Below are 13,864 nucleotides of genomic sequence, written 5' to 3' on the forward strand. Positions count from 1 at the left end.
CGTGTGTCTCACAGTTTCAGGTCGAGGTGCCCGTCATATACGACGCGTTCGTCGCCCCTGGCTTCGATCACGTCGCCGAGCAGCGCAACGGTCTCGCCACTCTCGCGCAGGATATCCATCACCTGCTGCACAGCCTCGCGCTTGACGATGGCGATCATGCCGATGCCGCAATTGAAGGTGCGCAGGAGCTCTAGCTCGGCGATGTCGCCTTCCGCAGCGAGCCACTTGAAGACAGGCAGCACGTTGAGGGCAGGCAGATCGATGCGGACGCCAAGGTCCTTTGGCAGCACGCGCGGAATGTTGTCGGTAAAACCGCCGCCGGTGATGTGGGCGAGTCCCTTCACGGCACCGGTCTTCCGGATCGCGCGCAGGCAGGATTTGACATAGAGCCGGGTCGGCGTCAGCAGCGCGCCGCCGAGCGTCATCACCGGCGAGAACGGCGCCTTATCGGCATAGGAAAGGCCGGTGCGCTCGACGATCTTGCGAACCAGCGAGAAGCCGTTGGAATGCACGCCCGAGGAGGCCATGCCAATGACGGCATCGCCGGCGGAAATGTCCTTGGTCGGCAGCAGGGTGCCGCGCTCGGCGGCGCCGACCGAGAATCCGGCCAGGTCGTAATCGCCGTCCCTGTAGAGGCCCGGCATTTCCGCGGTTTCGCCGCCGATCAGAGCGCAACCGGATTCGCTGCAGCCTTTGGCGATACCGGCAACGATCGAGGCGGTGGCTTCGGGATCGAGCTTACCGCAGGCGAAGTAGTCGAGGAAGAACAGCGGTTCGGCGCCCTGGACCACGAGGTCGTTGACCGACATGGCGACGAGGTCGATGCCGATACCGTCATGGACACCAGCCTCGATGGCGATCTTCACCTTGGTGCCGACGCCGTCGGTGGCCGCCACCAGCACCGGATCCTTGAAGCCGGCCGCTTTCAGGTCGAACAGCCCGCCAAACCCGCCGATTTCGGCGTCGGCGCCGGGGCGGGCGGTGGCACGCACCAACGGCTTGATGAGGTCGACCAGCCGGTTGCCTGCATCGATATCGACGCCTGCATCCGCGTAAGTGAGGCCTTTTTTCTGGTCGGTCATGCCCGGTATCCTGGCGAAGTGCGAAATTGTGAATTTTCCGCTGGTTACGTCGTAATTTGGCCCCGCGCAATGGCTCGTAAACGCTATCCCGGCTACTATCTAGGCGTTATGCCGGTCAGGGCCGCGGTGCTCGGATTCTGGCACGGGCCGGAGCCGGAACAAGCCAGTTGAGTATCCCCAATATCATTACCTTGGGCCGCATTCTGCTGGTTCCCATCGTCGTCTGGGCGATCGCATCCGGCCAGATGGAGGTGGCATTTGCCGTCTTCGTGATCGCGGGCGTCAGCGATGCCGTGGACGGTTTTCTTGCCAAGCGCTTCAACATGGCCAGCGAACTCGGGGCTTTGCTCGATCCGCTGGCTGACAAGGCCCTTCTGGTCTCGATCTACGTCTCCCTGGGGATATGGGGGGCAGTGCCGCGCTGGCTGGTGATTCTGGTGGTGTCGCGGGATATCATGATCGTGGGCGCGGTGATCGTCTCCTGGCTGTTCGGCAAGCCGATTCCGATGAAGCCGCTGATGGTCTCGAAACTCAATACGGTAGCTCAGGTGGCGTTCGCCGCGCTGGTCCTTGCGGCGCTCGGATTTGGTTTCAATTCGTCACCTTACAATTTGATTTTAATGGGTTTTGTTACCGTCCTGTCGCTCGCCTCCGTCGGCCTTTACCTGGTCGAGTGGGTACGGCACATGAGCACGATCGAGGCGGGCGAGCGCCCTGAGTGACTGCCGGCTCGCCGGCCTGGAGTATTTGCGTGTCTGTCCGCGTTCAACCTCGTCAACTGGCATTTGCGCTGCCCCATGCGGAAAGCCTGTCGCGCGACGATTTTCTTGAGGGGTCGGCCAATGCCGAAGCGCTCGGGCTGATCGATAGCTGGCCGGACTGGCCGAACCGGGTCATGCTGCTGGCTGGGCCGGAAGGTTCCGGCAAAAGCCATCTCGCCTCGATCTGGGCCGAACAGGCTGGAGCGCGTTCGACCATGGCGCATGCCCTGACGGCCGCCACCGTGCCCGGCGCGCTGGCGACCGGTGCGCTGGTGGTGGAAGACCTGACCCCGGACCATTTCGATGAACGGGCGCTGTTCCATCTGCTCAATCTTGCGCGCGAAGATGGTGCTTATGTGCTGATCACGACCCGGATTGTTCCGGTGGCGATGGAGATCGGGCTGCGCGATCTGCGTTCGCGCTTGCGCGCCGTGCCGGTGGTGCAGCTCAATGCGCCCGATGATCTCCTGTTTCGCGCGCTGATCGTTAAATTCTGCGCCGATCGCCAGATGAGCATCGACGAGACCGTCGTCAGTTACATCTCAAGCCGGATCGAGCGATCTTTTGCTGCCGCGCGCCGGACTGTCGAGCTGCTCGACAGCGAGGCGCTGCGGCTTCGGCGTCCCGTCACCCGGGCGCTTGCTGCCGAACTATTGCGCGAATCGTGAGTTTCATATCGGCTATGCGGCTTCGCACCGCAGCGCATATCATGCCTTGACGGCGGCCTGTGTCAGTTTCTGAATGTCATCGAACTGTCATTTAACTAACACATTGTCCGCTGCGTTTAGCTGATACCGCCACATTGCTCGAACTGGATGGATTGCGACCTGATGGACTCCGCGGAAGAGATTGCCATTGAAGAGAAAAAGGGCGAGTCAAAGCCTGTCGAAGCCATCGCATCAGGACCGGAACGTTTCATCAATCGCGAGCTCTCCTGGCTGCACTTCAATCGTCGCGTGCTGGAGGAATCCGTCAATCCAGGCCATCCCGCGCTGGAACGCGTCCGCTTCCTGTCGATCTCGGCAAATAATCTCGATGAATTCTTCATGGTGCGCGTCGCGGGGCTGAAGGCCCAGGTGCGCGAGGGGATCACCGAGCGCAGCCCGGACGGGCTGACACCGGCGGAGCAGCTGGTGCTGATCAACCATTCGGTATCCAAGCTTGCCAACGATCAGCAGGCCATCTGGCGCGAGCAGCGCAGCATGCTTGCCGATGCCAGTATCGTCCTGCTCGATGGAAAGGACGTCACCAGGGCCGAGCGCAGCTGGATTGAGGATCACTTTCTCCACAACATCTTCCCGCTGCTGACCCCATTGGCGATCGATCCCGCGCATCCGTTTCCGTTCATTCCGAACCTCGGCTTCACCATCGCGCTGCATTTGACGCGTGTGGCCGATGGCAAGACGATGAACGCGCTGATCCGCATGCCCGGCAAGATCGACCGTTTCATCCGTCTGCCCAATCCGGGTAAGGAGGGTGAGGTTCGCTTGATCACCCTGGAACAGGCGACGAGCCTGTTCATCGGGCGTCTTTTCCCCGGCTATGTCGTTCAAGGGCAGGGCGCATTCCGCATCATTCGCGACAGCGAGCTGGAAGTCGAAGAAGAGGCCGAAGATCTCGTTCGCCTGTTCGAATCGGCGCTCAAGCGTCGCCGTCGAGGCTCGGTCATCCGGCTTGAGATCGAAGCGGCTATGCCGGTGGAATTGCGCGCCTCGGTGCAGCGTGCCCTGGCAACCTCCGATGACGAAATTCTTCTGGTCGATGGTATTCTGGCCATGAACGAGGTTTCGCAGCTCACACGTCTCGATCGCCCGGATCTGGAATTTGTTCCCTATGTGCCGCGCCATCCCGAGCGTGTGCGCGATCACGGCGGCGATATCTTCGCGGCGATCCGGCAGAAGGATCTCGTCGTCCATCACCCCTATGAGTCCTTTGACGTCGTCGTCCAGTTCCTGCAGCAGGCGGCGCGCGATCCCGACGTCGTCGCCATCAAGCAGACACTGTACCGCACCTCCAACAATTCGCCGATCGTTCGCACGCTGGTCGAGGCGGCCGAAGCCGGCAAGTCGGTGACTGCCCTGGTTGAGCTGCGTGCGCGTTTCGACGAAGAGGCAAATATCCGCTGGGCTCGCGACCTCGAACGGGCCGGCGTGCAGGTGGTCTATGGTTTCCTCGAACTCAAGACGCACGCGAAACTGTCGCTCGTGGTGCGTCGTGAGGGCGGGGCGCTGACGACTTATGTTCATACCGGTACCGGCAACTATCATCCGGTTACAGCGCGCATCTACACCGATCTGTCCTTCTTCACGTCGGACCCGATCATCGGTCGCGACGTCGCGCGCGTCTTCAACTACATCACCGGTTATGCGGAGCCGAGCGACATCGAGAAGATGGCGGTGTCGCCGCTCACATTGCGCAAGCAGATGATCGGTCACATCAAAGCCGAGGCGGAATTCGCACGTGCCGGCAAGCCCGGCGCGATCTGGCTGAAGATGAATGCGCTGGTCGATCCGGGTATCATTGATGCGCTCTACGAGGCCTCGAAAGCCGGCGTTTCGATCGAACTCGTCGTGCGCGGTATCTGCTGCCTGCGCCCTGGCGTGCCCGGACTATCGGAGAACATCCGGGTCAAATCGATCATCGGCCGTTTCCTTGAACATTGCCGCATCTATTGTTTCGGTATGGGCCATGGCCTGCCGAGTCCGAAGGCAGCCGTTTATATCTCGTCCGCTGACATGATGCCGCGCAATCTTGATCGCCGCGTCGAGGTGCTGTGCCCGCTGCAGAATCCGACCGTGCATACGCAGGTTCTCGAACAGATCATGGTGGCCAATCTCAAGGATACCGAACAGAGTTGGCAATTGTTGCCGGATGGATCGTCAACGCGTATGAAGGCAACGAAGGGTGAGGAACCCTTCAATGTGCACAACTACTTCATGACGAATCCGAGTTTGTCCGGCCGTGGAAAGTCGCTTGAGAAATCATCGCCGCGGCGGCTTACACGCCGTTCCGAACGGCACCAGTCGTAAGGAAACGCTGACGTGGTAGCGCGCACGCGCCAACGCGCCTCCAGCGTTGCGGTCATCGATATCGGCTCGAACTCGGTTCGTCTCGTCGTCTATGAATCCCTGGCTCGCAGCCTCGTCACTATCTTCAACGAGAAGGCGCTGTGCGGTCTCGGCCGCGAGGTGCAGAGCACCGGACTGCTTGCCAGAGATGCCGTCGACAAGGCATTGATGGCGCTGCGTCGCTTTCGCGCGTTGTGCAGGATCATGAAAGTCGGACGCGTCTACGCCATCGCGACGGCGGCAGCGCGCGATGCTAGCAATGGCCCTGAGTTCATCGCCGCGGCGGAGAAGATCTGCGGCTGCGAAATCCAGATCATCTCGGGTCCACGTGAAGCAAAACTTTCCGCGCTCGGTGTGATTTCCGGCGTGCACAAGCCGAACGGCCTCGTCGGCGATATGGGTGGCGGTTCGCTCGAACTCATCGATGTACGCGGCAATTCATTGCGGCAGGGCATCACGCTGCCGCTGGGCGGTCTTGCTTTGCAGGATGCTTCGAAGAATTCGCCGAAGCGCGCCGAACGCATCGTCACCAAGGCCTTGGCCGATCTCGAGCAACTGACGGCCTGTGCCGGCCGCAATTTCTATGCGGTGGGAGGCACATGGCGCGCGCTCGCGCGGCTTCACATCCTGCAGAGTGGCTATCCGCTCAAGGTGATGCACGGCTACACGATCCCAGCTGCCGATGCGCTTAGCTTCGTGCGCCGCGTACGTCGTTTTGCGGCGGCCAATGTGCTCGCCGATATCGAGACCATCACCGAGGCGCGGCAACCGCTCCTGGTCTATGCCGCGCTACTGCTCGAGCATATCATTCGTATCGGCAAACCGAAGGCGATCGTGTTCTCGACCTATGGCGTGCGCGAGGGCCTGTTTTACGAGATGCTGTCGCCGGCGCAACGTGCGGAGGACGGTTTGCTCGGCGCGGCCGAGGTCATGAACAGGCTTTATTCTCGCTCGGCGCGCCATGCGCTGGAGCTGAGCGACTGGAGCGATCGTTTCGTTCGTATCGCCAAGCTGCCGGAGACGGACGACGATCGGCGGCTTCGCCGGGCCGCCTGTCTACTCTCGGATATCGGCTGGCGCGTGCATCCCGATCACCGCGGCGAGCAGACGCTGCATCTCATCACCAACGGCAATTTCGGCTCGATCGACCATCACGGCCGTGCTTTCCTCGCACTGTCCGTCTATTACCGCTATGCCGGCTTCAGTGCCGAGAACGAGCCGCCGGAAATCGTGCGCGCGTTGGTGACGCCGGCTCAGGTGGAGCGCGCCCGCGTGCTTGGAGCGCTGTTTCGCGTGGCGCATCTGATTTCTGCAGCGCAGCCGGGCGTTCTGCCAGCTGCACATTTCACCGTACAGGACCGCAAGATGATGCTCGTCTTCGAGCATCGTCTTGTCGATCTGGTTGCCGACCGCGTCGGCAGCCGCTTCAAACAGCTCGCGCGACTGGTGGGCAAGTCCGGATCGATCGTACGGCGATAAGCCTTCAGATAGTGAGCAGTTTTGCACGCTTTGACGAGGCGGCTTCGCGCTCGGCTCGTCAGGTAGCAGTTTCCGTGACAGGTTTTGATAGTAAGGCCGACTGCACCGCGGCGTGACTCCGGGTTGCCGTCCGTATAAGATTCGCGAGTGCGGCCGTTTTGGTCCACGCGGCAAGTGCATGCGATTTTCGGACCAGGAGAGTCGAAATGTCAGCCCTTCTCATGAACCTCATTGTTCAACTCATAGGCGGAGCGATCGGCGGCAACGTGGCCGGTCGTACATCGACGTCCCTCGATCTTGGCGCTATTGGCAATACGATCGCGGGCGCAATAGGCGGTGGCGTTGGCGGTCAGATTCTCGGAATGCTGATTCCGATGCTTTCAAATGCATCGGCGACTACCGATATCGGCTCGTTGATCGGTCAACTTGCCGGCGGCGGTGTCGCAGGCGGCGTGTTGACGGCCATCATCGGAGCAATCAGGAACAAATCGACAGCCTAACCCGATCCGCGTTGCGTTTGGTCGGCGAGCACGGGAGGCAACGCGGTGCGCAAGCGAAGGGTAGGCTTGCCGCCCATGCCGCCCTTCGAGGCTTTGCTGAGCAGTCTGCGATGTTGCAAAAGCTGGCCGGAGAACATTGCGCCGCGTGGGCGACGGGGTCTGAAATGCGCTAGCCGCGATTGACCCCGATCACGCGGCCTTTCTCCATCGCCAGTGCGAGACGGCCATGTTTGAGCGCAAGCGCCGCCTCGCCGAACAATTCGCGGCGCCAGCCATGCAGGGCGCCGACATCGGCATTGTCATCGCCGGCAATCTGTTCGAGATCGTCCACGGTCGCAATCACCTTGCTGGCAACGGCGTGACGTTCGGACGTCATGCGCAGAAGCACTTTCAGCAGCTCAACGGTGGCGGCGCCGTTACCGTTGCCACGCGGCTTTTCCAGCTTCGGTAACGTATGGGGATCGCGGCCGATGCCGCGCTGCACGGCGGCGATGATGTCGCTGCCCCATTTCGAGCGTTCGAAACCTTTCGGCAACGAGCGGAGATTGGCGAGCTTCTCCAGCGTGGTTGGCGCATGGGTGGCGATATCGCCGACGGCGTCGTCCTTGAGCACACGCGAGCGCGGCACGTCGCGGCTCTGTGCTTCCTGCTCGCGCCAGGCGGCGACTTCCATCAGCACCGCAAGTTCTTTCGGCTTCCGCACACGCGTCTTCAGGCGCTCCCAGGCCCGCTCGGGGTGGAAGTCATAAGTCTTCGGCGAAGTGAGGATTTTCATTTCCTCGCTCACCCAGTCGCTGCGCTTGCGTTTCTTCAGATCGGCGTCGAGCTTGGCGAACACGTCGCGCAGATGCGTCACGTCAGATACTGCGTAGTGCAATTGCTCGTCGGTCAGCGGGCGGCGCGACCAGTCGGTGAAACGATGGGTCTTGTCGGGGCGGTGGCCGGTGACGCGCTCGACGAGCTGGTCGTAGGCGATGCTGTCGCCATAGCCGAGCACCATGGCCGCGACCTGCGTGTCGAAGATCGGATGCGGCACCACGCCACTGCGGTGGACCATGATCTCGATATCCTGCCGCGCCGCATGGAAGACCTTCAGCACCGCTTCGTTGTTCATCAGCGCGAAGAACGGCGCGAGATCGATGCCTTCGGCGAGAGTGTCAACGACCACGGCATCGTCGGCGCTGGCCATCTGCACGACGCAGAGAAGGGGATAGTAGGTGGTCTCGCGAAGGAATTCCGTATCGACGGTGATGACGGGATGCTGGGCGAGGCGCTCACAGGCTGCAGCGAGTTGGTCGGTGGTGGTGATCAGTTCCATGGACGGTCCATAACGCGTATCCCATGGCGTTCGTCCCAAAACGCTGGTGTGTCAAGGGAATCCAGCAGATCCGGGGTCTGCCGGAGTATAAATATGGTTATTAGGTACCGCAAAATGTGCGTAACACACGCTCATCCGGCGCCGGCGGACTGCCATATTCCGCCATCTGGGGTTGATCTTCATAAGGTTTTGCCAGCACGGAGACGAGTTCCTCGAACGGAGCGAAGTCGTTGGCAAGGGCCGCCTGAATGGCCGCCTCGATCCGATGATTGCGGGGGATGAAGGCCGGATTGACGGCATTCATGGCCTTGGCGCGGGTAGCGCCGTCCTGGGATTCCCGGCTGAGTCGCTGTCGCCATTGCACTGCCCAGCCGTCGAAGGCGGCGGGATCGGTAAACTCCGCGCGCACGTCGCCATCGTCTTCCGGATCTACGGCAGCAGTGCCAAGACGGCGGAAGGTGTTGGTGAAGTCCGCCTGGTTGGCGGTCATGAGTGCCAGCAGGTCCTGCACCAGCGCGTCGTCATCGGGCTGTGCGGTGAACAGGCCGATCTTTTTGCGAAGGCCACTCTGATAGGCATCGTTGAAAATATCCGTGAACGCGCCGAGCGAATTCTGCGCGATGTCGATCGCGGCTTTCTCGTCGCTGTCGATCAGCGGCAGCAGCGTCTCGGCAAAGCGGGTCAGATTCCACAGCGCGATCCGCGGCTGGTTGGCATAGGCATAGCGGCCCATCTCGTCGATCGAGCTATAGACTGTCGCCGGATTGTACTCGTCCATGAAAGCGCATGGGCCGTAATCGATGGTCTCGCCCGCGATCGAGCAATTGTCAGTGTTCATCACGCCATGGATGAAGCCGACATGCAGCCAACGGGCGACGAGCTCCGCCTGACGCGTGATCACCGCATCGAGCAATGCGCGATAGGGATGCTCGGCCTTTGCGAGGTCGGGATAGTGCCGGTTGATGACATGATCGGCGAGGTGTTTCAGCGCGTCGATATCCTGGCGCGCTGCGAAGAACTGGAATGTGCCGACGCGGATATGGCTCGATGCCACACGCGTCAGAACCGCGCCGGGCAGCATGGTCTCGCGCTGCACTTGCTCGCCTGACGTGACTGCCGCGAGCGAGCGCGTGGTCGGAATGCCGAGCGCATACATCGCCTCGCTGACGATATATTCGCGCAGCACCGGGCCGAGCGCCGCGCGGCCGTCGCCGCGGCGTGAGAACGGCGTCGGACCCGAGCCTTTGAGCTGTACGTCGCGGCGGATGCCGTTCCGGTCGATGACTTCGCCGAGCAGAATGGCACGGCCGTCGCCGAGCTGGGCGACGAAATGGCCGAACTGGTGCCCGGCATAGGCCATGGCGATGGGATCGGCGCCATCGGGCACGCGCTTGCCCGCGAGAACTTCCACGCCTTCGGCGCTGGCGAGCCAGTCGGGGTCGAGACCGAGCTGCTCGGCAAGGACCGTGTTGAGCTTAATCAGCCGCGGTGCCTGCACCGGCGTCGGCGCAACCCGGGCGAAGAAATGGGCGGGCAGCGCTGTGTAGCTGTTGTCGAAGGGAAAGTGGACTTTCATGGCCTCAAGATAGGCCAGAGTGAGGGATTGGCAACCGCGCCATTTGCGTCGGTGTCGTCACCCGCTTTCGCGGGTGACGACAAATCGGTGCTACGCCACGCGAACCGTGTCGAGGAATTTGTCGACTTCGCCCTTCAGGCGATTGCTCTCCAGCGACAGTGACTGCGCTGCAGCAAGAACTTGCGTGGAAGCTGAGCCGGTTTCGCTGGCGCCGCGATTGACCTCAGTAACCTCGTTGGCGACCTGGCCGCTGAGATGTGCGGACTGCTGGACATTGCGCGCGATCTCCTGTGTCGCGGCGCCTTGCTCTTCGACAGCCGCGGCGATGGCCGACGAAACCTCCGAGATCAGCGTGATGGTCGCGCCGATCTCCTTGATGGTCTCGACGGTTTCCGAACTGGCGGCCTGCATGCCCGCGATCTGTGTCGAGATCTCGTCGGTGGCCTTTGCCGTCTGCGAGGCGAGGGCCTTCACTTCGGCCGCGACCACGGCAAAGCCACGTCCGGCTTCACCAGCACGCGCCGCTTCGATGGTTGCGTTGAGCGCCAGCAGGTTGGTCTGTTCGGCCACCGCAGTGATCAGTTTCACCACATCGTCGATACGTGCAGTGGCTTCGGTCAATTTGCCGATGCTGAGATTGGTTTTTTCGGCCTGCTGCACGGCTGTCGCCGCGATGCGGTTGGACTCCTGCACCTGGCGGCCGATCTCGTTGACCGACGAGGTGATTTCCTCGGTGGCGGCAGCCACCGACTGAACGTTCTCCGACACGGTACGCGAAGCTGATGCGGCCGAGCCGGACAGGGTCATGGTCACATCCGACGTTCGGGTCAACGTTGTGGCGGAAGCTTCCAGTTCGGTAGAGGCCGAGGATAACGAGTGCACGAGTTCTCCGATCATCGCCTCGAAATGCCGGGTTGCATTGTTGATCGTTTCGGAGCGGGCCGCCTTGGCCCTTGCTTCCCCAATCGCCGCCTCATCCGCGGAGCGCTTGGCGATCAGCGCATTCTTGAAGATTTGCAGCGCGCTGGCGATGCGGCCGATTTCCGTGCTCTCGCCCTGATGCGGAATGCCGACATCGAGGTCTCCATCGGTGAGCTTTCCCATCGGATTGAGGATCGACGAGATGCCGCCCGCGATGTCGCGCATCAGATAGGCGGCAGCACCGATGCCGGCGATCACGGCTGCTGCGAGAATGCCGATCATCAGCCAGATCGACTTAGCGTAGGTGGCGTCGGCATGCCCACTGGCGGCGCTCGCCCCCGTATCGTTCAAGTCGGTGAGCCTGGCGAGCGTCGCATCCATGGCGCGACCGACCGAAACGACCTTCTTGGCATTGACATCCTTGGCGGCGGCCACGTCGCCCTTGTTCACCAGCGCCTGTACGTCGCTCGCCCCGGCGATGAAATCCTTCCATTCCTTGTCGAGCTGTTGGGCGAGCTCGCGTTCTGCCGGCGACGACACCAGAGGAAGGTAATTTTTGTAAGCCTTGTCGAAGTCGGCTTTGCGGGCGGCGAGGTTCTTGTCGATATCCGGGCGATCGGCGGGGTCGGTGACGATCAAATGGTCGCGTAAGACGGCGCGGAAACGGGCCGACTGGATGCGCATTTCGCCGATCCAGCGAATGCTGGGCAGCCAATTGTCCTTGATGTCGTGGGTCGCGGCGTTCATGGCGCCCATCTGGACGAAGGAGAGACCGCCGATACCCGCCATCGCAGCGAACAGGAAGGCGACAATGACGAAGAGCTTGGTGCTGATGGAATATTTGGCGAGCACGGACGATTTCCCCGGCGTTGGCCGCGCACCTCGGCTGGCCGTCACGGCAATGGAGGAAACGCAGCAGACAATGAATGCAGCAAGTTCCAGCTGAAGAGCCTGCCTTCAAAACGGGCAGGTTTCATGCGGCAGAGACTGAGGGCAGCCGGTCAACGTTCGGTAAACTTTTATGCAAGCTTGCGATAAGTTGTTGAAGTTGGTGCGGAAATACCGCAGCCAACATTTGTTCGACACACAGGTCGATGCTTGGGCGTGTCGTTGAATTTTTATGCATCCTAGGGATGTCGGATACCCAATGTGCCTGCCACATGTCGGGCTTCCGCATTGGTTCGCTCTCGTCCGGTCGCCGCCATTCGGTTGCCGCGCATGGTACGGTCGGGTAAACCCTGCGCTTCGCGCAAAGGCGCGACAGCCGATTCTGACCTTATTACGCACTTTCCAGGACAATCATGCATCGCTACCGGTCTCACACCTGCGGCGCGCTCCGCGACAGCCATATCGATCAGACCGTGCGCCTGTCCGGCTGGTGCCATCGTATCCGCGACCATGGCGGCGTGCTGTTCATCGACCTGCGCGATCATTACGGTTTGACCCAGTGCGTCGCCGATCCGGATTCGCCCGCCTTCAAGACCGCCGAGACGCTGCGCTCGGAATGGGTCGTGCGCATCGACGGCAAGGTCCGTCGCCGTCCGGAAGGAACCGACAATCCGGAACTGCCGACCGGCGCCGTCGAAATCTATATCAGTGACATCGAAGTGCTCGGCCCCGCTGCTGAACTGCCGTTGCCGGTGTTCGGCGATCAGGACTATCCGGAAGACATCCGCCTGAAATACAGGTTCTTGGATCTGCGTCGCGAGAAGCTGCATCAGAACATCATGACGCGCGGCGCTATCATCGACAGCATGCGCCGCCGCATGAAGGAGGGGGGCTTCTTCGAATTCCAGACGCCGATCCTGACGGCCTCGTCGCCGGAAGGCGCGCGCGACTTCCTGGTGCCCAGCCGCATCCATCCCGGCAAGTTCTACGCGCTGCCGCAGGCGCCGCAGCAGTACAAGCAGCTCTTGATGATGTCGGGCTTCGACCGCTACTTCCAGATCGCGCCATGCTTCCGCGACGAGGACCCGCGCGCCGATCGTCTCCCGGGTGAATTCTACCAGCTCGATCTCGAAATGAGCTTCATCGAGCAGGAGGACGTGTTTGCCGCGATGGAGCCGGTCATCACCGGCATCTTCGAGGAATTCGCCAATGGCAAGCCGGTCAGCAAGAACTGGCCGCGCATTCCCTATGCCGAAGCGATCCGGAAGTATGGCAGCGACAAGCCGGACCTGCGCAATCCGCTGGAGATGCAGGATGTCTCCGAGCACTTCCGCGGTTCAGGCTTCAAGGTCTTTGCGCGGATGCTCGAGGATCCGAAGAACCAGGTCTGGGCCATTCCAGGCCCGACCGGCGGCAGCCGTGCATTCTGCGACCGGATGAATTCCTGGGCGCAGGGCGAAGGTCAGCCGGGCCTCGGCTACATCATGTGGCGCGAGAACAATGAAGGCGCTGGTCCGCTCGCGAACAATATCGGCGCGGAGCGCACTGAAGCAATCCGCGCGGCACTCGGCATGAAGGCCGGCGATGCCGCCTTCTTCGTCGCTGGTGATCCCGAGAAGTTCTACAAGTTCGCCGGTCTCGCTCGTAACAAAGTGGCCGACGATCTGAACCTCGCCGACAAGGAGCAGTTCAAGCTCGCCTGGATCGTCGACTTCCCGATGTACGAGTACAACGAGGACGACAAGAAGGTCGACTTCTCGCACAACCCGTTCTCGATGCCGCAGGGGGGGCTCGATGCGTTGCTCAATCAGGATCCGCTGACGATCAAGGCGTTCCAGTACGACATCGCCTGCAACGGCTACGAGATCGCTTCGGGCGGCATTCGTAACCACAAGCCGGAAGCCATGGTGAAGGCGTTCGAGATCGCCGGTTACGGCGAGGAGACGGTGATCGAGCGCTTCGGCGGCATGTATCGCGCCTTCCAGTACGGGGCCCCGCCGCATGGCGGCATGGCCGCCGGTGTCGACCGCATCGTGATGCTGCTGTGCGGCACCAACAATCTGCGCGAAATCTCGCTGTTTCCCATGAACCAGCGTGCGGAAGACCTGCTGATGGGCGCACCGTCGGAAGCGTCGCCCAAGCAACTGCGTGAAGCGCACATCCGGCTGAACCTGCCGGAGAAGTGATCTTTGATATGTGTCCCGGATGCGCTGCAGCGTTTTTTACGCTGCTGCGCAGAGCCGGGACCGTATCAAGCGCCGGAGTTCGTAA

The 13,864-nt window shown here is 61.6% G+C and carries 10 protein-coding genes; 6 read left to right on the forward strand and 4 right to left on the reverse strand.

The genetic code is table 11. From position 1 onward, the window contains the following. Positions 1-8: 8 nt before the first annotated feature. Positions 9-1,082 carry a phosphoribosylformylglycinamidine cyclo-ligase gene (gene purM, locus E0H22_RS12450; RefSeq protein ID WP_233025937.1) on the reverse strand — a complete coding sequence of 358 codons (1,074 nt, stop codon included), beginning with the start codon at positions 1,080-1,082 and terminating at the stop codon, positions 9-11. Positions 1,083-1,249: 167 nt separating this feature from the next. On the opposite strand from purM, the gene E0H22_RS12455 reads away from it, so the two are divergent. From E0H22_RS12455 to E0H22_RS12475, 5 genes are all read left to right on the forward strand, one after another. Further along, positions 1,250-1,804: a CDP-alcohol phosphatidyltransferase family protein gene (locus E0H22_RS12455; RefSeq protein WP_233025938.1), complete on the forward strand. Its 555-nt coding sequence runs from the start codon at positions 1,250-1,252 to the stop codon at positions 1,802-1,804. 29 nt (positions 1,805-1,833) lie between these two features. Continuing rightward, positions 1,834-2,511 (forward strand): P-loop NTPase family protein, encoded by a 678-nt coding sequence (locus tag E0H22_RS12460; protein WP_233025939.1) that lies wholly within the window; start codon positions 1,834-1,836, stop codon positions 2,509-2,511. Positions 2,512-2,673: 162 nt separating this feature from the next. Then, positions 2,674-4,872: an RNA degradosome polyphosphate kinase gene (locus tag E0H22_RS12465; protein WP_233025940.1), complete on the forward strand. Its 2,199-nt coding sequence runs from the start codon at positions 2,674-2,676 to the stop codon at positions 4,870-4,872. 12 nt (positions 4,873-4,884) lie between these two features. After that, positions 4,885-6,390 carry an exopolyphosphatase gene (ppx, locus tag E0H22_RS12470; RefSeq protein ID WP_233025941.1) on the forward strand — a complete coding sequence of 502 codons (1,506 nt, stop codon included), beginning with the start codon at positions 4,885-4,887 and terminating at the stop codon, positions 6,388-6,390. A 206-nt stretch (positions 6,391-6,596) separates the two neighbouring features. Beyond that, a complete protein-coding gene (locus E0H22_RS12475; RefSeq protein WP_233025942.1) occupies positions 6,597-6,890 on the forward strand; it encodes a hypothetical protein in 294 nt (97 codons plus the stop codon). Positions 6,891-7,059: 169 nt separating this feature from the next. Here E0H22_RS12475 and rnd read toward each other — a convergent pair whose 3' ends face one another. The 3 genes from rnd to E0H22_RS12490 all read right to left on the reverse strand — a co-directional run bounded on the left by rnd (position 7,060) and on the right by E0H22_RS12490 (position 11,557). After that, positions 7,060-8,208: a ribonuclease D gene (gene rnd, locus E0H22_RS12480; protein WP_233025943.1), complete on the reverse strand. Its 1,149-nt coding sequence runs from the start codon at positions 8,206-8,208 to the stop codon at positions 7,060-7,062. 100 nt (positions 8,209-8,308) lie between these two features. Further along, entirely contained in the window at positions 8,309-9,784 is a 1,476-nt protein-coding gene (locus tag E0H22_RS12485) for a protein adenylyltransferase SelO (protein ID WP_233025944.1), read from the reverse strand. 90 nt (positions 9,785-9,874) lie between these two features. Then, the gene (locus E0H22_RS12490; protein WP_233025945.1) at positions 9,875-11,557 is read right to left on the reverse strand and encodes a methyl-accepting chemotaxis protein; all 1,683 of its coding nucleotides are present in this window, start codon (positions 11,555-11,557) and stop codon (positions 9,875-9,877) included. Positions 11,558-12,006: 449 nt separating this feature from the next. Here E0H22_RS12490 and aspS point away from each other — a divergent pair, with 449 nt between their 5' ends. Next, positions 12,007-13,779 carry an aspartate--tRNA ligase gene (gene aspS, locus E0H22_RS12495; protein ID WP_233025946.1) on the forward strand — a complete coding sequence of 591 codons (1,773 nt, stop codon included), beginning with the start codon at positions 12,007-12,009 and terminating at the stop codon, positions 13,777-13,779. Positions 13,780-13,864 lie beyond the last annotated feature (85 nt).

It is taken from the genome of Rhodopseudomonas boonkerdii (assembly GCF_021184025.1).
GTDB classification, from domain to species: Bacteria; Pseudomonadota; Alphaproteobacteria; order Rhizobiales; family Xanthobacteraceae; genus Tardiphaga; species Tardiphaga boonkerdii.